The following is a 19615-nucleotide window of genomic DNA, read 5'->3' as shown; positions in this document are numbered from 1 at the left end:
AAAAAATATTAGTGCAAAGTAAATGTTGATGTTTTCGTTGAAGTTAAGGATTCTTCATCTTCAACTTCCATCTCACTTTCCATATCATTATTGACATAGAGAAGATTATTGCTGTGAATTTCAAAAATCACATTCGCAATTTGTTCTTCACCCTGCTGCATAAAATTGGAGAATTGTCTGAAAGTCATTCCAGCAGCAATGGAAAAAGCCTGGCAAACAATCAACTTAGGCAAGTTTTCATCCTGAACATCGATAAATGCCTTCACAGTAAGAGAACAAGCATTAATCTGACTCAAATTAGCAACCAATGGAATTATCGCAGTTGGCCTGACTTCGGCCAAAGCAGAAAGCAATACTACATCACCCAACAGATCGATCTTGGCATCAAACAAGCCATCAATATTCTGCATATGAGGCAAATGCAAAACTGTGCCTGAATCATTCTCAAAATAAGAGATCTTGAGCTGTTCAAGCCACGTGCACAAAATTGACAAATCGGGAATAACCATAGAATCCATCGAATTAACCTCATATGACCGAGAAGTTACACATGCTACCTAAGGGGACTTCCCAGCAAGCAGCCGCATGTACAATAATTAATCTATTTTGTTTTTTCATCATCAGTGACAATCTGATGGTTTTTATCTGCTTTCTCATGATCAATTCCCAAAAAGGAAAGATTATAGACTGCACGCCAGATAATATGGATAGCTGCAGGTATCAAGCAACCGATACCCAATAAAATCATAGCAATGTGTGCTTCTGTCGTCATTAGTGAAGGTGATAGAATTATGCTATCAGTTATTGACAAGTAAGCCAGAACCAGCAGCCCCACACCCAACATTTCCAATAAAATAATTAGTTTAGGCATATCAGCCAATGAGTGCATCTCTTTTGATGGGTTCATTTTCATTTTTTGACCTGTTCCAGCCTAAAAATAGAATTTCCATTACTTAACAGATTTCTGTTACTGGGTAAGTCTATCATACCTGAATCCCGCTTATTGGCAGGACTAATTACAACAAAAGGCAATTCCTGCTTTTTTTTGTTAATACTTACAGGCATAGTAACTCCAGATGACATTCTATGAAGTTCATGATCATTACCACTAAGGAGTTTGTATGTACACTGTCATTTTTGGCCGCCCTGGTTGTCCTTACTGCGTTCGCGCCAAAGAACTCGCTGAAAAACTAAAAAAAGTGCGCGACGACTTTGATTATCGCTATGTCGATATCTGGGCTGAAAACATCACCAAAAACGACTTATCAAAAACGGTGGGCAAACCTGTTGAGACTGTTCCCCAGATCTTCATTGACGAGAAACATATCGGTGGCTGTACAGATTTTGAAGCTTATGCTAAAGACAATCTGGAACTGTACCAATAATCGAACCCAATAATTAGTTATAAAAACAGTCGTCAAAAAAAGCCGCTATCCAGCCAGAAACCGTCCTTCTACTGGATAGCGGGTGCCTTAACCATATTGCCATTCGAAAAATTCCACCTTCTTGAAAAAATTTTGCGATTTTTTTCTCTAAGGATGAGAACTTTCACATCATAATGCAGTCTTAATTATTGCCACTGCTTTTCTTTGATGTCCCCATATTGAGGAGCCCGATAGTCATCCACTTTGGTTAAAGACTATCGGGTTTTTTGTTAGTTACGAGTGACTTGCAAGATAGCGATTATCTTTCATTATTATTGCAATCCCTATATTATTTACTCATGCAACATCAACAAACATTAAATAAAATCATGAATCAATGTAATTCGCTTTTTTATGTAAAATTATTATTGTTAACAATGAGTTGATAAAATAAAATCACCCTGTTTACGTAAATATCTCGCTTGTGAGGCTGACTTTGCTAGAACAACTTAACCACAATTTGTTTACTTTTATCAATGCAACCCCAGATTCACCACCAGCAATGATCTCGCTTGCCATCTTTATAGCGAAATATTGCGTATTTATTTATCCCATCACATTGGTCATTTGCTGGCTTTGGGGGAAAGAAAGAGCCATCACATCTCAACGCATCGTTGTCAGTAAATCTTGCATTGCTTTTGCCTTTGGCATTGCGACCTCCTATATCATCGGGGTAACCGTTCCACATGCCCGGCCATTTGTCGAAGGTTTTGGCTATAATTTTCTCTACCATGCTCCTACAGAATCTTTTCCCAGCAACCACGGCACAGCCGTCTTTACTTTTGCTCTGGCATTTATATTTTGGCACCGCGTTTGGTCAGGCTTATCTCTGATGGTCATCGCCTGTGCCATTGCCTGGTCTCGTGTCTATGTGGGCGTTCACTGGCCAATCGACATGATTGGGGCATTTTTAGTCAGCCTGTTAGGATGTGCTTTTTCCCAAATATTTTGGAGCCAATACGGAGAGTATTTACAAAGCAAACTTACCCGACTCTATCAATTTTGCTGTGCATTTTTTATCAAAAAAGGGTGGGTAAAAAATTAATCAAATGTGAATATGCACTGGTCATATATCTCTATATGGCTGGTGTGACTGATATCCATAAAAAAAGCATGGTATTATTTTGTTCAAGAAATTTTTTAACATTTATTCTACTCTTCATAGTAGCTTTAAATATCAGAATAAAATCCTTCGTTATATTTAACAATATATAACTATAAAATGATTACTATTACTTCATAAACACAGAGTTAAAGAACAAATTTCACACACAACAATTGATTATCCTTAAAACGCTTATTAAAGCATAATCAATACTAAACACTTTTTCATTTAAAAAATGAATACCATATACAATGAAGGAAATTTTTTCTTATTTATCAGTGGATTAATGGAAAAATATTACAAATAGAGATATATCAAGATAAGAATATTGGCATTTATAATTCAATTTCAGGTTATTCAAACATCAAACAAGAAAATATCATTAACATGTGAATATAGTTAAGCAATAAACCGGATAAATATTAGAATTTAAAATAAAAATAATGATACATTCTTTAACAAAATTTGCATTTTATTTTACTTAATATTTAATCAACATTTCCATGAATATTTTTAACAATTTTCCTTTTCTATATAAATCTTGCAATTGCGAGAGTGATCACGGTACATTTCACTGAAAATAACTATATTTCCCCTACCAAAAGTCTGGGGTTAAGTTTTTTGGATGTAGTAATAAAAACGTTTAGATAAACACCAACGCAATATCTGACAACTTATTATTCATATAAAATCCAACTCGCACATTTAATTAATGTGCGGGTTTAGTAGTTTTTAAATTTTACTTTACCGCGTTATTTCGGAGATACTTATGGACACATCTCAAGCAGGTTCGATAGCATCCTCTGCTTCCAGCAAAAGCAATCACACTACCTGGCGTAAATCAGACACAGTATGGATGCTGGGATTATATGGCACAGCGATTGGTGCCGGCGTTTTGTTTCTTCCCATCAATGCAGGTATTGGTGGTTTAATTCCACTCATTATCATGGCAATTCTTGCCCTTCCCATGACATTTTTTGCACATCGTGGAATGTGCCGTTTTGTTTTATCTGGTAAAAGCAGTGGTGATGATATCACCGGCGTGGTAGAAGAACATTTTGGTAAAGTGGCTGGCTTTCTGATCACCGTCCTCTATTTTTTTGCTATTTACCCTATTCTGCTCGTATACAGTGTTGCACTGACCAACACAGTAGAGAGCTTTCTTGTAAATCAGCTACAGATAGATGCTCCACCACGTGCATTGCTGGCATTGGTATTGCTTCTGGGTGTGATGAGCATCATCCGTTTCGGCGAGAAAGCCATCGTTAAGGCTATGAGTGTATTGGTATTCCCATTCGTCACCGTTTTGATGCTGTTGGCCTTGTACTTAATTCCTCACTGGAACACTACCATTTTCGATAGCCTGTCACAGGACAGTATCATGTCTGTCACAAGCAATAACGGCTTGCTATTTACCTTGTGGCTGGCAATCCCTGTTATGGTTTTCTCTTTTAACCATTCCCCCATCATCTCAGCATTCGCAGTTGCAAAACGTGAAGAATATGGTGAGCATGCAGAGAAAAAATGTTCACGCATTCTGGCCTATGCCCATATCATGATGGTACTGACAGTCATGTTCTTTGTTTTCAGTTGCGTACTGAGCTTGTCACCGGAAAATTTGGCAGAAGCAAAAGCACAGAACATCACTATTCTGTCCTACCTGGCTAACCACTTCCGTGTACCAACTATTGAGTATATTGCGCCATTTATCGCTTTTATTGCTATAACCAAGTCTTTCCTCGGTCACTATCTGGGCGCCCGCGAAGGCTTTAACGGCATTGTGAACAAAGCAATGATGAACACGCGTGGCAAGACTGTTCAGCACAAAACGCTGAATCGTATCACTAGCCTCTTTATGCTGGTCAGTGCCTGGCTCGTCGCGACACTTAACCCAAGCATCCTGAACATCATCGAATCATTAGGTGGGCCAATTATTGCGATGATCCTGTTTATCATGCCAATGTATGCAATCAAAAAAGTTCCAGCTATGCGCAAATATGCAGGTAAACCAAGCAATATTTTTGTCATTGTGACCGGTTCAATTGCTATTTCAGCAGCAATTTACTCAGTCATGTAATCAAAATCCATGAGCTGCTTTCTTCGTTGGTAGCATTTCAAAGAATGCCAGTCATCAAAAGATCGACTGGCGTTTTTTTCATCTAGATGTTAACCGAAGATCGAATTAAACCAACCACTGACCGTTTTTACAACGAAATCCCACATACGTCCAAAGAAACCGCTTTCTTCCACCGCTTCTTTAACAACCAGTGGACGCTGGTCAATAATCTTATCATTCAGCAGAAAGTTCACCGTACCTACCACTTGGTTATGAGCTAATGGTGCCTCAAGCGAGGTATTATCCAGAGTAAAGCTCGCTTTCAAATTCCCTACTTGCCCACGGGGAACTACCACGGAAGCATCTTTCTTCACTCCCAACGCGACTTCTGGACGAGTCCCATACCATACTTTCTCCGTCACCAAAGTATCACTGGCCTTCAACGGTGTCGCCGATTCATAAAAACGAAATCCCCATGACAAAAGTTTTTCACTGTCAGAAAAACGTACGCGATCACTAGGTGCACCCAATACTACTGAAATCAAACGCATTGGTCCTTCAGTTGCCGATGCAACAAGATTATAGCCAGCGCCGCTGGTGTGTCCGGTTTTGATACCATCCACATTCATGTTCTTATTCCACAACAGACGATTGCGATTAGGCTGGCGGATATTGTTAAAAGTGAACACTTTTTCTTTATTCAGGGCGTACTCTTCCGGCACATCACGGATCATGGCCTGACTTAAAAGCGCCATATCATAGGCAGTACTATATTGCCCTGCTGCATCCAAACCATGCACTGTCTTGAAATGAGTGTTTGTCAATTTTAGTGTTTCTGAGTACTTATTCATCAAATCAACGAAAGCGTCCTGACTGCCTGCAACATAATCTGCAAGTGCAATACTGGCGTCATTACCGGATTGGATAACAACACCGCGGTTCAGATCAATCACCTTAACCCTGTCACCCGGTTTCAAAAACATTAGCGAAGATCCCTTAAGTATTGGATTCCCTGTAGCCCAGGCATCTTTGCCAACCGTTACCATATCTTCTGTAGAAATTTTCCCTGACTTGATCGCTTGTCCTACGACATAGCTGGTCATTATCTTCGTCAAGCTGGCAGGATCTAACCGCTCATCCGCGTTATTTGAGGCCAGGATTTTTCCACTGGCATAATCTATCAACACATAGGCTTTTGCATCAATTTCAGGCGCTACGGGCTGTTCCATTGCATATACACTGATATTCGTCAACCAAAAAACACCCAAGCCAAAAGTAAAAGATTTAATTATCGGTATCTGCTGTCTTTTTTTCATTATCGCTCACCCTTTTTCTCTACTAAAACTCTATTAATATAGGATGTTATGAAAGAAGACTCCAACCCAATAACGTAAAGATTTTTCTGTTATTCAACGGGTTTTATTGTCATATTATCAATTGTTAAAAATGTACTGATATTAAGGAGAAAATAATGTTGACAATTTGGGGCCGTAAAAATTCATCAAACGTGAAAAAAGTGCTTTGGTGTCTGGAAGAGCTAAATGTGCCATATCAACAAATGGATGTTGGTGGAAAATTTGGCAAACTCAACGATCCTGAATACCTGCGTATGAACCCCAATGCAGTTATTCCTTGTTTACAAGAAGACGATTTTATCTTATGGGAATCCAATGCAATTGTTCGTTACATTGCTGCAAAATTTGGCAAAGACAGTCTTTACCCAGCCGATCTTCAAGAAAGAGCCAGTGTTGAGAAGTGGATGGACTGGGTAGGCTGCAACCTCTTCCCTCCTATTAAACAATTTATGATTAGCTTTATCAGAACACCAGTAGATCAACGTGACCCTAAGATCATCGCCCAAGCTTTAGTCGAGATTGAAAAATTACTGAAAATTGTCAATGACACCCTAAACAATCAACAGTACCTTTCCGGTGACAAATTTGGTATGGCTGATATTGCCCTGGCACCACTGGCCTACTTATGGTTAAACGTAGAAATAGAGCGCCCGTCTCTGCCAAATTTAGAGCGTTGGTATCAATTGCTGACCGAAAGACCCGCTTTCAGAAAGATTGTTATGATAGAAATAAGCTGAGATTTTACCTGGCATTTCATTAACTCATTGGCATTCTGCCGGGATCTGGGAACTGATACTCAAACTCTAGTTCCCGACAGATGCGGCTACCATCAACGATTTTCTCTACCTTACTTTCGATTTCTGCACTTTCTGACTGTAAAAATTCTGGCGGCGTCAGATCGAGCTGGCGACTGGCTGACTGATAAAACTCTGCTCTTTTCGGGTGTATTGGTGCACACAAATTAAAAAGATGTCCACCTTCCGGTTGTTGAATAAGAAGCTTAATAGCAGAAATGGTATCGTCTTGATGTACCAAATTGACCGCACTTTCTCCTCCGCTGAGTGCCTTCTTTCCAGCGAGAAAACGCCCTGCATGACGCCCATTGCCTACCAATCCGGCCAGACGTAAGATATCGACCGATGTATTAGGTAATTGATGCAGCCAGTTTTCCAACTCAACCAGGGCCTTGGCTGACTCAGTTTCGGGGCACACGGACTCATCTTCATTGAGATAACCAACAGATGAACCATAAACTGAAGTAGAACTGGTGAAAATAATCCGTGGAACCGAATACGAAAGTGCAGTATCAACAACCAGTTGTACTGCTTTTACATATTCCTTCCCACCACCAGCAACACCACTAACAGGCAATGTCAAAATCAGCACATCAACAGACATCAGTTGATTAAGATCATCTGCATCGCAAACAATCTGAGGCTCCAAATTTAGTTGGTAACAATCTAGTCCACACATACAAGCCGCTTCAACACCATCTGGTGTTGTTTTACTACCAACGACCTGCATTCCCTCGCTTTGTAGTGCTTGTGCCAATGGCATTCCTAACCAACCTAATCCAATAATGGAAACTTTTCTCACCATCCCCTCCTAAAAGCGATACTATTTTGATTCTTAGGCCATTATGTGACCACAGCTAACATTACTCACCTATTTGTCTAATAGCAACTAAACACATTTAATATTAAAAACAACATGTTAATACAAAAAAACATCTTCTTTAAAAAAAAGTTTGCTTTTTATACACAAGATCGTATAGGTTAAACAACAAGCAACCGATCCTTAATCATAAACATAGCGTTACATACAGCCATTATTTATTTAGTACAGCACATTTCTTATATAAAACCTTTTATAGAAAACTACTTTGTAGAAAAAATAGAGAACTCGTATATATGAACCGTATTCAATTTAACCACCACCACCATCATCCTGACTAGTCTTTCAGGCTGCTGTGTGCTGGAAGACATTTAACCCGTCTTCCGGTGGAATGAATACGATAAAAAACCCTCGGAAGATCTTCCGAGGGTTTTTTTATGTCTGATTTCTGCGAATTAATTACTGACTAAATCTTGAGATAGGACAAAACATAACATGCTAGATAAAACACGCTTACGTATAGCCATTCAAAAATCAGGCCGTTTGAGTGATGACTCCAGAACTTTACTGGCGAGTTGCGGCATCAAAATTAACTTACAGCAACAACGCCTGATCGCATTCGCTGAAAATATGCCTATCGACATTCTGCGTGTCCGCGATGATGATATTCCGGGTCTGGTGATGGATGGAGTTGTCGATCTGGGCATTATTGGGGAAAACGTACTTGAAGAAGAGCTACTCACTCGCCAGGCACAAGGAGAAGAGCCTCGCTATCTGACATTGCGCCGCCTCGATTTTGGCGACTGTCGGCTTTCCCTGGCAATGCCTTTTGATTGCAATTATACCAACGTGGAATGCCTGCAAGATGCCCGTATCGCAACCTCTTACCCGCACTTATTGAAACGTTATTTAGACCAAAAAGGCATTCTCTTCAAATCTTGTCTTCTCAATGGTTCAGTCGAAGTTGCCCCCCGTGCAGGGCTTGCAGACGCTATCTGCGATTTAGTTTCCACCGGTGCCACGTTGGAAGCCAATGGCTTGCGGGAAGTAGAAGTTATTTATCGCTCAAAAGCCTGTTTGATCCAGCGTGATGGAGAGATGCCAGAAGCCAAACAACAGCTTATTGACAAATTGATGCTCCGCATCCAAGGCGTCATTCAGGCACGCGAATCCAAATACATCATGCTTCATGCTCCTAGCGACAAATTGGAAGAGATTATATCCCTGCTACCAGGCGCAGAACGCCCCACTATCTTACCACTGGCAGGAGCACAAAATCGTGTAGCCATGCATATGGTCAGTAGTGAAACCCTTTTCTGGGAAACGATGGAGAAACTTAAGGCATTAGGTGCCAGTTCTATTTTGGTTCTGCCAATTGAAAAAATGATGGAGTAACCTTGATGAACACTAATTTTAAAACCATCATTCGCTGGCAATCATGTACGCCAGAACAACAAAAAATATTGCTGACCCGTCCGGCTATTGCCGCATCAGACGATATTGCCGTCACAGTGAAACAGATTCTGGCAACAGTAAAAACACGGGGCGACCAGGCATTACAAGAGTTCAGCCAACGCTTCGACAAAACAACTGTTGAAACCATCCAAATCTCAGCCAATGAAGTGGATACAGCCACCGCTCGCCTGACTCCAAAAATCAAGCAGGCGATGCAACAGGCTATGAACAATATCCGTCAATTCCATGAGGCACAAAAACCAGCAGAAGTTGACGTCGAAACACTACCAGGAGTTCGCTGCCAACAAGTTACGCGCCCAATAGATTCTGTTGGACTCTATATTCCCGGTGGCTCAGCTCCCCTGCCGTCAACGGTATTAATGTTAGGTACACCAGCCAACATTGCAGGCTGCCGTAAAGTTATCTTGTGTTCTCCTCCCCCTATTGCCGATGAAATACTCTATGCTGCGCAACTGTGTGGGATCAGCGAAATATTTCAAATCGGTGGTGCCCAGGCGATTGCCGCAATGGCATTCGGAACTGAATCCATTCCTAAAGTAGACAAAATTTTTGGTCCCGGAAATGCGTGGGTAACAGAAGCCAAACGTCAGGTCAGCCAACAGATTGACGGAGCTGCGATCGACATGCCCGCAGGCCCATCCGAAGTTCTTGTTATTGCTGACAGCGGAGCCAATCCTGTATTTACGGCAGCAGACCTGCTTTCACAAGCAGAACACGGCCCTGATTCCCAAGTGATACTGCTAACCCCTGATGAAAATTTAGCTAAAAAGGTTATCCATGAAATTGAAACCCAACTTATAGCCTTGCCACGTCAGCAGATCGCAATCCAGGCTTTGCAAGCCAGCCGGATAATCATTGCTAAAGATCTCGACCAGTGCGTGACAATCAGCAACCAATATGGTCCAGAACATTTGATCATTCAAACTCGTCAGCCTGAGCAATTACTTGAGCAGATTACTAGCGCCGGTTCTATTTTTCTTGGTGATTGGTCACCTGAATCCGCCGGAGATTACGCTTCCGGCACCAATCACGTTCTGCCTACCTACGGCTATACTTCAACCTATTCCAGCCTCGGTCTGGCTGATTTCCTGAAAAGAATGACCGTCCAGCGGCTCACTCCACAAGGATTACAAAAACTCGCCCCCACTATCGAAACACTGGCACAGGCAGAACAACTTATTGCGCACAAAAATGCTGTTACGTTACGTATGACAGCCTTGAATAACGCAGACTGAGAACCACGGGGTCTGATAACCATAAAAATTAAGGAACAATCATGAGTACGGTTTTTGATATCAATTCATTGGCAAGAGAAAACGTTCGCAAATTAGTCCCTTATATGTCTGCCCGCCGTCTGGGTGGTCGTGGTAATATTTGGTTAAATGCGAATGAATACCCCATCGCACCCAATTTCCAACTTACCGAACATACGCTCAACCGCTACCCTGAATGCCAACCAACAACAGTCATTCAACGTTATGCCAATTATGCTGGCCTGCAACCGGAGCAAGTTCTTGTCAGCCGTGGAGCAGATGAATCAATCGAACTGCTCATTCGAGTTTTTTGCGAGCCAGGGCGCGATGCTGTACTGTTTTGCCCTCCAACCTATGGCATGTACAGCGTTAGTGCCGAAACCTTCGGTGTAGAGCAGAAAAAAATCCCTGCCAGCGCCGACTGGCAACCTGATATTGCCGCTATCAAAAGTAATCTGGATCGCGTCAAGCTGATCTATATCTGTAGTCCCAACAATCCAACAGGCAACCTGATTGATCCTGAGATATTACGCCAGATCCTTGAATTAGCCCGTAACCGTGCCATCGTTGCTATTGACGAAGCCTACATCGAATTTTGCCCACAACACACAACTACCCATGCTACCACCCGTTGGCTGCAAGACTATCCCCACTTAGTTATTTTGCGAACTCTCTCGAAAGCTTTTGCTTTGGCTGGATTACGTTGTGGATTTACGCTGGCCTCTGCCGATATCATCGCACTGATGTTAAAAGTGATTGCGCCTTATCCACTGGCGACGCCTGTTGCTGATATCGCTGCACAAGCACTCACTGAAGCAGGTATTGAAATAATGAGAAATCGGGTGGCAGAGATCGCCAACAATAGGGCTTATCTCCAGCAAACTCTCAGTAACTTAGCGTTGGTTGAAAACGTGTTTCCAAGCGAAACCAACTATATTTTGGTGAAATTTACTAATGCAGAGCTTGTATTCAAAACGCTATGGGAACAAGGGATCATCTTACGCGACCAGCGTAAACAACCAGGATTAGCGAATTGCCTGCGCATTACCATCGGCAACCGGAATGAATGTGAACAGTTAGTTTGTGCCATTAGTGCGCTTGCCAACCAACCTCAACAAATCAAGGAAACTGAAAATCCATGAGCCAGAAAATGCTTTTTATTGACCGCGATGGAACATTGATCACCGAGCCACCCAGTGATTATCAAGTTGATCGCCTTGATAAATTGGCCTTTGAAATCGGTGTGATCCCTGCCTTACTAGCCCTGCAAAAAGCCGATTATAAGTTAGTGATGATCACTAATCAGGACGGGTTAGGTACGGTCAGTTTTCCACAAGCAGATTTTGAGCCACCCCATGCCTTGATGATGCAAATTTTTACCTCACAAGGTATCCATTTTGAAGAGGTGCTAATTTGCCCACACAAACCAGAAGATAATTGCCACTGCCGTAAACCCAAACTTGGGTTAGTACAAAAATATCTGGCAGACAATGTTATCGATACTACCAACAGTTATGTCATCGGTGATCGGGAAACCGATCTGCAATTAGCCCAAAACATGGGGATCAAGGGCATTCGCTACCAACCCGAATCACTAGGATGGTCGGCCATTTGTGAACAATTGATCGGCAAAAAATTGACCCATAAAAATCGCCATGCTCATGTTGAAAGAAAAACCAAAGAAACCGCTATCAATATTGAAATTTGGCTGGATCGTGAAGGAGAAAGTCGCATCAATACAGGCGTCGGTTTTTTCGATCACATGCTAGATCAAATCGCAACTCACGGCGGCTTCCGCATGAATATCCAAGTCAAAGGTGATCTCCATATTGACGATCATCATACGGTTGAAGATACCGGTCTCGCACTGGGAGAAGCTTTAAAGCAAGCATTGGGGAATAAACGCGGCATTGCCAGATTTGGCTTTATGCTACCAATGGATGAGTGCCTTGCTCGCTGTGCCCTGGATATTTCCGGTCGTCCACATCTTGAATATAAAGCTGAATTTAAACACCAGCGGGTTGGAGATTTGAGTACAGAAATGATCGAACATTTTTTCCGTTCCCTCTCTTACACCATGGGATGCACTTTGCACCTAAAAACCAAAGGCAAGAACGATCACCATCGGGCAGAAAGCCTGTTTAAAGTCTTTGGTCGAACTTTGCGACAAGCCATTCGCGTAGAAGGCAATATTTTGCCGAGTTCCAAAGGTGTTTTATAGGAAAGGCGATAAAAGGAAGCCACGATGAACGTTGTTATTCTCGATACAGGCTGCGCTAACCTCGCTTCTGTTACCTATGCCATCCGTCGCTTAGGTTATGAGCCAACGGTGAGTTTAGACGCGGATATTGTTCAAGCAGCCGATAAACTCTTTCTACCGGGAGTGGGTACGGCGACTGCCGCGATGACACAACTTGAACAACGGCAATTAATTCCCTTGATTAATTCTCTTACCCACCCCGTATTAGGTATCTGTCTCGGTATGCAATTACTAGCCCGTGTCAGTGAAGAAGGAGATAACATCCCTCTATTGCAGCTCATTGACGCGCCTGTCAAAAAAATGATGACCGCAGATCTGCCATTGCCACATATGGGCTGGAATCAAGTGCACGCGCAGACAGGTAATCCACTGTTTCGCCATATTGCAGATAACTCCCGTTTCTATTTTGTTCACAGTTATGCCCTGCCTGTCGGTGAATATACAATTGCCCAAACTGAATATGGCAATACATTTAGTAGTGCCATTGCAAAAGACAATTTCTTTGGAGTGCAATTCCATCCTGAACGTTCAGGGGCAGCAGGTGCACAGCTACTCAAAAACTTTTTGGAGATGTAATCACATGATCATACCTGCATTAGATTTAATCGATGGCAATGTGGTGCGTTTACATCAGGGAGATTATGACCAACGTCGGGATTATGGCAACTCTCCACTCTCTCGCTTACAGCAATATGAACAGGAAGGTGCTAAGTTACTGCATTTAGTGGATCTGACTGGTGCAAAAGATCCTGCCAAACGCCAAATTGTCCTCTTAAAAGCGCTATTGGCAGGCGTTACTGTGCCCGTTCAAGTTGGCGGTGGAATTCGTTCAGAGGCAGATATAAAAACACTACTTGAAGCAGGTGCAAGCCGAGTTGTCATTGGTTCCACTGCCATTACACGGCCCGAATTAGTCAAACAATGGTTGCAAAACCACGGGGCAGAGGCAATTGTGCTGGCACTGGACGTCCGCATCAATGCAGATGGGATAAAACAAGTCGCCATTAGCGGTTGGCAAGAAAACAGCAACACTACCCTTGAATATGTTATTGAACAATATCTCCCTGTTGGACTAAAACATGTTTTATGTACCGATATTTCCCGTGATGGCACATTAAACGGATCTAATATTGTGCTCTATCAAGAAATCAGCCAGCAATATCCGCAAATCCAATTTCAAGCTTCTGGTGGTATTGGTAGTCTCACCGATATCTCTCTCCTGCCTGCTTCTGGTGTGGCAGGTGTCATTGTCGGGCGCGCATTACTGGAAAGAAAATTTACCCTGACGGAGGCTATTCAATGTTGGCAAAACGCATAATTCCCTGTCTGGATGTCCGTGATGGACAAGTCGTCAAAGGCGTACAATTCCGTAACCATGAAATTATCGGTGATATTGTTCCTCTCGCACAGCGTTATGCTCAGGAGGGGGCTGACGAATTAGTATTTTACGATATTACTGCTTCCTCCGATGGCCGTGTGGTAGATAAAAGCTGGGTGGCAAAAGTCGCTGAAGTTATCGACATCCCTTTCTGCGTAGCCGGTGGTATTAAAACCGTCGAAGAAGCGGGACAAATTTTAGCATTCGGTGCAGATAAAATTTCCATTAACTCCCCAGCTCTGGCTGATCCAGGTTTAATTAACCGTCTGGCTGATCGCTACGGTGTGCAATGTGTCGTAGTGGGTATTGATACATGGTTTGATGAGAATACGAACAGTTATCAAGTTTACCAATTTACAGGGGATGAAAAACGCACAGCCGTAACACACTGGCAAACATTGGATTGGATCAAAGAAGTCCAACTACGCGGTGCGGGTGAAATCGTCCTGAATATGATGAACCAGGATGGTGTCCGTAATGGTTATGATATTACCCAACTGAAATTAGTGCGTGATGTCTGTTCTGTACCATTAATTGCGTCTGGAGGCGCTGGAGCACCGGAACATTTCCTCGATGCTTTTCAATTGGCAAAGGTTGATGGTGCTTTGGCTGCCTCGGTTTTTCACAAGCAGATCATTAATATCAGTGAACTTAAACAATATCTTGCTACACAGGGTATCGAGGTTAGAACATGCTGACAGCACGACAATTAACAACCCAAGAAATTGAGAAACTGAATTGGAAAAAAGTGGATAATCTGATGCCCATCATCGTCCAACATGCCACCTCAGGAACCGTGTTAATGATGGGTTACATGAATCAGGAGGCACTGAATGTTACGCTTAATTCTGGCAAAGTAACCTTTTTTTCCCGCACTAAACAGCGATTATGGACAAAAGGCGAAAGCTCCGGCCACTTTCTGAATCTGGTCGATATTTATCCCGACTGTGACAACGACACCCTGCTAGCCTTAGTCGAGCCTATTGGCCCCACTTGTCATAAAGGCAGTGAAAGCTGTTTTGCTCCTGCGCAAACTGAATGGGGTTTTCTCTATGAATTGGAACAATTATTGGCAAGCCGAAAAAATGCCTCGCCAGACAGTTCCTATACGGCTCGTTTATATGCCAGCGGCACAAAACGCATCGCCCAAAAAGTGGGCGAAGAAGGCATCGAGACCGCATTAGCAGCGACAGTCAATGATCGAGAAGAGTTGACTAACGAAGCCGCAGATTTGCTCTATCATCTGCTGGTTTTACTCCAGGATCAAAAGCTCGATCTCAGTAGCATCATCCGCCAATTGCGGCAGCGGCACTCAGCCAAGGAATAATTTTCGGTACAGGAATAATGGCCTAGAAAAATAACAGCCACTTCGCCAAGCTATATGTGCGAAGTGGCTTCTCACTGCCCTATTAGATAACCTGTTATATCTGAGATAGGATGTCACAACAATAATAATGTGGCTATTCAAATTCTACTACTCAAAACACCTAAGCAAATTGTAAATCCATTGTCAGTGATAATTAGAGAATTCTATTTACTCTGTTTAGCAGCAACAACCACCTGGTGCGCTTATGGGAACCTCAACTGAGACAGCAGAATTGCTTGAAGCTGTTCCACAGTTAAAAATTCCATAATGTATATGGCCTTCACCAATCACACTAAATAAGTTATGGTATCGACTTTTACAAATGATATCTGCCATATTCCGGCATACTGGCACCGCTTTCCCTGTTTCAAATACATGTTCTTGATCAAACATAAAGCGAATAGGGGAATCAGGGAGATTACCTCTGTATATAGCGACTTGACCATAATCTTCGCAACTATCTTCTAGATCAATCTTAAATAACCTAAGAGTCATTGAATATAGTCTTGCACCACCCAGCTTTTCTTCAATGGATTTGTTGCTAATAGTCTTTAGATTGCTTGCAACAATTCGTATATCCCGAAAACCTGCATCACGCGCTATTCGCACAAAGTCGCCATAATACAATACATCACCAATACATTCTCCAATCAGAAATGGATCATTTTTCAACTCTTGGGAGAGTCTGCGATCAGAGAAAATATCAGCAAAATAAATTTCTCCACCAGGTTTGAGCAACCGGACCATGCCCTGAAGCACATCAGATTTTGCAGCAGCTAAGTTAATGACACAATTGGAGACTATGACATCAACATTATTCTGCGGTAAATTGAGTAGATCCAAGGATTCAATATTACCGTGTATAAAATGTACATTACTTTCGCTATAACCATAGGCTTCTCGGTGATATTCGATGTAACTCTTGGCAAATTCAATTTGCTTAAGAGTCGTATCTACACCGATAACTTTCCCTTCTGGCCCTACCAGCTTAGATAAAATGAAGCAATCTCTCCCGCTACCGCAACCTAAATCCAACACGGTTGATCCAGCCAGTAAAGGAGGAAAAGGAGTACCACAGCCATAAAAACGCTGCTGCACATCTGGGTGGATTGCCTTTAATATAGCTTTGATCTCGTCAGAAGGTGGTTCATCTACAGTACAAACATTAGTTACCAGGTCTTCCTTGCTCGAAAGCGTTGTACCGTAGTAATTTTGTACATTTTCAACTCGCTGAGACAACTGTTGTTCTTTAGTTTTCATCATTCTATTCCTATAACCTCAAATAAAACCCAACCTTAGTCCTGACATAATTCTAATAACGATCGACCTAATACGTTTATTTGATGAACATTCAGAAAAATAGTAAAGCCGCGTAACCTGCTATCATTGCCATCGCAAGGATAACAGCGACAAAGGCCGCCAAAAGCTTAAATGTGAACAAGGAGCGTAATAAAATTAGCTCGGTCAGGCTGGCGCCAGCACCACCGATAATTAACGCCAGAATCGCTCCGACACTGACCCCTTTCGTCATCAAAGCTGCTGAAAGCGGTATCAAAGCTTCGGCACGAAGATATAGTGGTATCCCAATGACAGCAGCAACTGGGATAGCAAAAGGATTATCTGAGCCAGCATATTTTTCAAGCAGACTAGTAGGAACATAGCCATAAATCACACTACCTATTGCTATGCCGATGAATAAATAAGGTAATACATTCTTAAAATCTGCCCAAGCTTCCTGCCACAGACCGCTATACTTACTTTTTGGACGAACCGCTTTAGTGGTTTGGTTATCGCAGCAACCTGTAGATTGCGTGATCATCTGGGTAGCAGAACAACAGGGAGCTGCCATTGCTTCACAACTGTTTGATACCGCTGGCTTAACGTCACAACTACTCTTAGAAACTCCGCAACTAGATGTCTCTTCGTGGCGTACATAACGTTCAAATCCCAATATTTGTAGCAACCATCCGGCACCCAATGACACCAGAAAGGCAGAGAGTACGTAAATAGCTGTTAGCATCAGACCAAAAGTAGCAACAAATAATACAACGATGATGGGATTCAATAGTGGGGAAGAAAATAAAAATACCATCATTGGACCAAAACCAGCTTTGGCTCGAATTAACCCTTTCAACATAGGAATAGTCGAACAACTACAGAAAGGAGTGATAGATCCGAGGGCAGCAGCCAGAAAATATCCCCTTTTCCGGTTAGCACTCAGTAACGCTTCCACCTTGGATGGAGGTATATGCCGCTGGAGAATACCAACCAACAAACTGATACCAATAAACAAGGCTGATAACTCTATGGCGAGGAAGACAAACATGTTTAGGGTTTCTTGTAATTGAGAAGACATACCAGATCCTTAATATATCTATATTTCTAGTAGTATGGAATTGTTAAGGATGATAGATTGCCATTGCAATTTCTGTCAAGTATATTTCTAGAAACATAGAATTTTGGATTTAGAGACGCGTATGAAACACGAAGAAGTCGCAGCAAGTCTGGCGGAACTGGGGAATTGTCACCGATTAGCTGTATTCCGGTTTTTAGTTAAGGCTGGCCATAAAGGAGCCTCGGTAGGGGAAATTCAGAAAGCTTTAGATATTCCCCCTTCAACACTGTCACATCATCTCAACCGTATGGTGAAGGTCGGACTAATTCGTCAAGAGAAACACAGCCGTACTATCGTATGTATACCTGATTATCAGCACTTGGGAAATCTGATCAACTTCTTACAAGAAGAATGTTGCGTAGGGATTTAACTCGAACACTTCACCGAACAATCATATGGATTATGTAAAGCATAATGGTGATAGTAGAAGATAATATTTTCATCCGGTATATGAAATAAAGCCACAGTAGACCTGAAAGGAAGAACATGGCATTTCGTTAAGACATATTTCAACCCACTGACAAATCCCGTAGAAAATAATGAGGCTTGTCAGTGGATCGTGATGTGACTAGAACATTCAGTGATTAAAACCACGACTCAGTGAATCACATTGCTGCCTTAAAGATAACAACGATTTCTTCATGTGATGCCTGAATGGGATTGGTGAAACCACAGGCATCTTTCAACGCATTAGTTGCTAATATTGGCAAATCTTCCTCTTTTACATTCAATTCAGACAAACCTGATGGAATATTCACATCTTTTGCCAATTCACTGATTGCATGGATACAAGCTTCAGCACCTTGCGTATCATTTAAAGCTCCAACCTCAACGCCCATAGCCGCCGCAATATCTCTCAAACGAGCAGCAGAAACTTTTGCATTGAATCTCTGTACATGTGGCAATAAAACCGCATTGCAGACACCGTGTGGCAAATCATAAAATCCACCTAACTGGTGTGCCATGGCATGGACATATCCCAAAGAGGCATTATTGAATGCCATGCCAGCCAAGAATTGGGCATAAGCCATATTCTCACGCGCTTCCATATCATTACCATCTTCAACCGCACGGCGCAAATAATTGCTAATCATTGTCACCGCTTTCAAGGCGCAAGCATCAGTAATGGGGTTTGCCGCCGTAGAGACATAAGCCTCAATCGCATGAGTCAATGCATCCATTCCTGTTGCAGCGGTCAATCCTTTTGGCATCCCTGCCATCAGGACAGAATCATTGACTGACAAAATAGGCGTTACATTTTTATCCACAATGGCCATTTTGATATGACGTTCAACATCCGTAATAATACAGAAACGCGTCATTTCAGAAGCTGTTCCCGCAGTAGTATTGATGGCAATCAGAGGTAGCTGTGGTTTAGCCGAACGATCAACCCCTTCATAATCACGAATATCTCCGCCATTAGCTGCCACCAGCGCAATACCTTTGGCACAGTCATGCGGTGAACCACCACCTAAAGAGATCACACAATCACAGTTATGCTGGCGCAGGATCTCCAAACCTTCCCCAACATTAATCGTAGTTGGATTTGGATTTGTTCCATCATAAATTGCACTTTTTATCCCAACATCTGCCAGCAAAGCCTGAACTTTTCCAACAACACCAATCTCGTTTAACACGCGGTCAGTGACAATCAAAGCCTGTCTGTAGCCATAATTTTTCATTAATTCTACAGCTTCAGTCATGCATCCCATACCGATTTTATTCACTGGTGGGATAAAGAAAGTTGATGCTGCCATTTGAAACTCCTTAGATTTTACTGAAGTATTCCAAATCTTAGTGTAAAAAACTGGAATTACAATGTGACACTTATCTACCCCAGTAATGTTGACCAGAATCAATAATTGCTGATGCAAGACGGAAAAAATAGGTATCAATTTTTACTTTGAGTTTATACAGGAGAATATTTTGCTAA

The 19615-nt window shown here is 42.1% G+C and carries 20 protein-coding genes and 1 other annotated feature; of the genes, 13 read left to right on the top strand and 7 right to left on the bottom strand.

Annotated features, from left to right (window positions below):
- Positions 1 to 8: 8 nt before the first annotated feature.
- Complete coding sequence (locus BDE27_RS11360) at positions 9 to 518, bottom strand: type III secretion system chaperone family protein (protein WP_099131958.1); 510 nt, start codon at positions 516 to 518, stop codon at positions 9 to 11.
- 83 nt (positions 519 to 601) lie between these two features.
- The gene (locus BDE27_RS11355) at positions 602 to 913 is read right to left on the bottom strand and encodes a YbjC family protein (protein WP_099131957.1); all 312 of its coding nucleotides are present in this window, start codon (positions 911 to 913) and stop codon (positions 602 to 604) included.
- A 208-nt stretch (positions 914 to 1121) separates the two neighbouring features.
- Between BDE27_RS11355 and BDE27_RS11350 the strand changes: the two genes are divergently transcribed.
- From BDE27_RS11350 to BDE27_RS11340, 3 genes are all read left to right on the top strand, one after another.
- Positions 1122 to 1385, top strand: a complete 264-nt coding sequence (locus BDE27_RS11350; protein ID WP_047767481.1) for a GrxA family glutaredoxin — start codon at positions 1122 to 1124, stop codon at positions 1383 to 1385.
- Between the two features lie 475 nt (positions 1386 to 1860).
- Positions 1861 to 2469 carry an undecaprenyl-diphosphate phosphatase gene (gene ybjG, locus BDE27_RS11345; RefSeq protein ID WP_099131956.1) on the top strand — a complete coding sequence of 203 codons (609 nt, stop codon included), beginning with the start codon at positions 1861 to 1863 and terminating at the stop codon, positions 2467 to 2469.
- Between the two features lie 829 nt (positions 2470 to 3298).
- Complete coding sequence (locus BDE27_RS11340; protein WP_099131955.1) at positions 3299 to 4606, top strand: HAAAP family serine/threonine permease; 1308 nt, start codon at positions 3299 to 3301, stop codon at positions 4604 to 4606.
- A gap of 89 nt (positions 4607 to 4695) precedes the next feature.
- Here the strand turns inward: BDE27_RS11340 and BDE27_RS11335 are convergent, their stop codons facing one another.
- Positions 4696 to 5901 (bottom strand): serine hydrolase, encoded by a 1206-nt coding sequence (locus BDE27_RS11335; protein WP_167450590.1) that lies wholly within the window; start codon positions 5899 to 5901, stop codon positions 4696 to 4698.
- 155 nt (positions 5902 to 6056) lie between these two features.
- Here BDE27_RS11335 and BDE27_RS11330 point away from each other — a divergent pair, with 155 nt between their 5' ends.
- The gene (locus BDE27_RS11330; RefSeq protein ID WP_099131953.1) at positions 6057 to 6677 is read left to right on the top strand and encodes a glutathione S-transferase family protein; all 621 of its coding nucleotides are present in this window, start codon (positions 6057 to 6059) and stop codon (positions 6675 to 6677) included.
- Between the two features lie 19 nt (positions 6678 to 6696).
- Here the strand turns inward: BDE27_RS11330 and BDE27_RS11325 are convergent, their stop codons facing one another.
- Positions 6697 to 7536 carry an SDR family oxidoreductase gene (locus tag BDE27_RS11325; RefSeq protein ID WP_167450605.1) on the bottom strand — a complete coding sequence of 280 codons (840 nt, stop codon included), beginning with the start codon at positions 7534 to 7536 and terminating at the stop codon, positions 6697 to 6699.
- Between the two features lie 334 nt (positions 7537 to 7870).
- Positions 7871 to 7993: a sequence feature (His leader region), on the top strand.
- Positions 7994 to 8049: 56 nt separating this feature from the next.
- Here BDE27_RS11325 and hisG point away from each other — a divergent pair.
- From hisG to hisIE, 8 genes are read left to right on the top strand one after another with little or no spacing between them, the layout of a single operon-like run.
- The gene (hisG, locus tag BDE27_RS11320) at positions 8050 to 8949 is read left to right on the top strand and encodes an ATP phosphoribosyltransferase (RefSeq protein WP_099131951.1); all 900 of its coding nucleotides are present in this window, start codon (positions 8050 to 8052) and stop codon (positions 8947 to 8949) included.
- 2 nt (positions 8950 to 8951) lie between these two features.
- Positions 8952 to 10265, top strand: coding sequence for a histidinol dehydrogenase (gene hisD, locus BDE27_RS11315; RefSeq protein WP_167450589.1), 1314 nt, complete (start codon positions 8952 to 8954; stop codon positions 10263 to 10265).
- 41 nt (positions 10266 to 10306) lie between these two features.
- Positions 10307 to 11425: a histidinol-phosphate transaminase gene (hisC, locus tag BDE27_RS11310; RefSeq protein ID WP_099131949.1), complete on the top strand. Its 1119-nt coding sequence runs from the start codon at positions 10307 to 10309 to the stop codon at positions 11423 to 11425.
- The gene (gene hisB / locus BDE27_RS11305; protein ID WP_099131948.1) at positions 11422 to 12504 is read left to right on the top strand and encodes a bifunctional histidinol-phosphatase/imidazoleglycerol-phosphate dehydratase HisB; all 1083 of its coding nucleotides are present in this window, start codon (positions 11422 to 11424) and stop codon (positions 12502 to 12504) included. The genes hisC and hisB overlap by 4 nt, the downstream gene beginning before the upstream one ends.
- Positions 12505 to 12528: 24 nt before the next feature.
- The gene (gene hisH / locus BDE27_RS11300; RefSeq protein ID WP_099131947.1) at positions 12529 to 13119 is read left to right on the top strand and encodes an imidazole glycerol phosphate synthase subunit HisH; all 591 of its coding nucleotides are present in this window, start codon (positions 12529 to 12531) and stop codon (positions 13117 to 13119) included.
- 4 nt (positions 13120 to 13123) lie between these two features.
- Positions 13124 to 13861: a 1-(5-phosphoribosyl)-5-[(5-phosphoribosylamino)methylideneamino]imidazole-4-carboxamide isomerase gene (hisA, locus tag BDE27_RS11295; RefSeq protein ID WP_099131946.1), complete on the top strand. Its 738-nt coding sequence runs from the start codon at positions 13124 to 13126 to the stop codon at positions 13859 to 13861.
- Positions 13843 to 14619: an imidazole glycerol phosphate synthase subunit HisF gene (gene hisF, locus BDE27_RS11290; protein ID WP_099131945.1), complete on the top strand. Its 777-nt coding sequence runs from the start codon at positions 13843 to 13845 to the stop codon at positions 14617 to 14619. The genes hisA and hisF overlap by 19 nt, the downstream gene beginning before the upstream one ends.
- Positions 14613 to 15248 (top strand): bifunctional phosphoribosyl-AMP cyclohydrolase/phosphoribosyl-ATP diphosphatase HisIE, encoded by a 636-nt coding sequence (gene hisIE / locus BDE27_RS11285; RefSeq protein ID WP_099131944.1) that lies wholly within the window; start codon positions 14613 to 14615, stop codon positions 15246 to 15248. The genes hisF and hisIE overlap by 7 nt, the downstream gene beginning before the upstream one ends.
- A gap of 216 nt (positions 15249 to 15464) precedes the next feature.
- Here hisIE and BDE27_RS11280 read toward each other — a convergent pair whose 3' ends face one another.
- Together BDE27_RS11280 and BDE27_RS11275 are read right to left on the bottom strand one after the other, a co-directional pair.
- On the bottom strand, positions 15465 to 16550 hold the full coding sequence (locus BDE27_RS11280; RefSeq protein WP_244208767.1) for a methyltransferase domain-containing protein: 1086 nt from the start codon (positions 16548 to 16550) through the stop codon (positions 15465 to 15467).
- Positions 16551 to 16638: 88 nt separating this feature from the next.
- A complete protein-coding gene (locus BDE27_RS11275) occupies positions 16639 to 17643 on the bottom strand; it encodes a permease (protein WP_099131942.1) in 1005 nt (334 codons plus the stop codon).
- Positions 17644 to 17764: 121 nt separating this feature from the next.
- Between BDE27_RS11275 and BDE27_RS11270 the strand changes: the two genes are divergently transcribed.
- Positions 17765 to 18052, top strand: a complete 288-nt coding sequence (locus tag BDE27_RS11270; protein WP_099131941.1) for an ArsR/SmtB family transcription factor — start codon at positions 17765 to 17767, stop codon at positions 18050 to 18052.
- A 235-nt stretch (positions 18053 to 18287) separates the two neighbouring features.
- Here BDE27_RS11270 and yiaY read toward each other — a convergent pair whose 3' ends face one another.
- Complete coding sequence (gene yiaY, locus BDE27_RS11265; RefSeq protein ID WP_099131940.1) at positions 18288 to 19439, bottom strand: L-threonine dehydrogenase; 1152 nt, start codon at positions 19437 to 19439, stop codon at positions 18288 to 18290.
- Positions 19440 to 19615: the final 176 nt, after the last annotated feature.

The organism is Xenorhabdus ehlersii (assembly GCF_003610465.1).
GTDB lineage: Bacteria > Pseudomonadota > Gammaproteobacteria > Enterobacterales > Enterobacteriaceae > Xenorhabdus > Xenorhabdus ehlersii.
This window is presented reverse-complemented; position numbering and strand designations above follow the sequence as displayed.

Coding starts and splice junctions, on each gene's coding strand:
- BDE27_RS11360 (WP_099131958.1), bottom strand. CDS start 518: ATGGATTCTATGGTTATTCCCGATTTGTCAATTTTGTGCACGTGGCTT.
- BDE27_RS11355 (WP_099131957.1), bottom strand. CDS start 913: ATGAAAATGAACCCATCAAAAGAGATGCACTCATTGGCTGATATGCCT.
- BDE27_RS11350 (WP_047767481.1), top strand. CDS start 1,122: ATGTACACTGTCATTTTTGGCCGCCCTGGTTGTCCTTACTGCGTTCGC.
- BDE27_RS11340 (WP_099131955.1), top strand. CDS start 3,299: ATGGACACATCTCAAGCAGGTTCGATAGCATCCTCTGCTTCCAGCAAA.
- BDE27_RS11335 (WP_167450590.1), bottom strand. CDS start 5,901: ATGAAAAAAAGACAGCAGATACCGATAATTAAATCTTTTACTTTTGGC.
- BDE27_RS11330 (WP_099131953.1), top strand. CDS start 6,057: ATGTTGACAATTTGGGGCCGTAAAAATTCATCAAACGTGAAAAAAGTG.
- hisG (WP_099131951.1), top strand. CDS start 8,050: ATGCTAGATAAAACACGCTTACGTATAGCCATTCAAAAATCAGGCCGT.
- hisC (WP_099131949.1), top strand. CDS start 10,307: ATGAGTACGGTTTTTGATATCAATTCATTGGCAAGAGAAAACGTTCGC.
- hisB (WP_099131948.1), top strand. CDS start 11,422: ATGAGCCAGAAAATGCTTTTTATTGACCGCGATGGAACATTGATCACC.
- hisH (WP_099131947.1), top strand. CDS start 12,529: ATGAACGTTGTTATTCTCGATACAGGCTGCGCTAACCTCGCTTCTGTT.
- hisA (WP_099131946.1), top strand. CDS start 13,124: ATGATCATACCTGCATTAGATTTAATCGATGGCAATGTGGTGCGTTTA.
- hisF (WP_099131945.1), top strand. CDS start 13,843: ATGTTGGCAAAACGCATAATTCCCTGTCTGGATGTCCGTGATGGACAA.
- hisIE (WP_099131944.1), top strand. CDS start 14,613: ATGCTGACAGCACGACAATTAACAACCCAAGAAATTGAGAAACTGAAT.
- BDE27_RS11280 (WP_244208767.1), bottom strand. CDS start 16,550: ATGATGAAAACTAAAGAACAACAGTTGTCTCAGCGAGTTGAAAATGTA.
- BDE27_RS11275 (WP_099131942.1), bottom strand. CDS start 17,643: ATGTCTTCTCAATTACAAGAAACCCTAAACATGTTTGTCTTCCTCGCC.
- BDE27_RS11270 (WP_099131941.1), top strand. CDS start 17,765: ATGAAACACGAAGAAGTCGCAGCAAGTCTGGCGGAACTGGGGAATTGT.
- yiaY (WP_099131940.1), bottom strand. CDS start 19,439: ATGGCAGCATCAACTTTCTTTATCCCACCAGTGAATAAAATCGGTATG.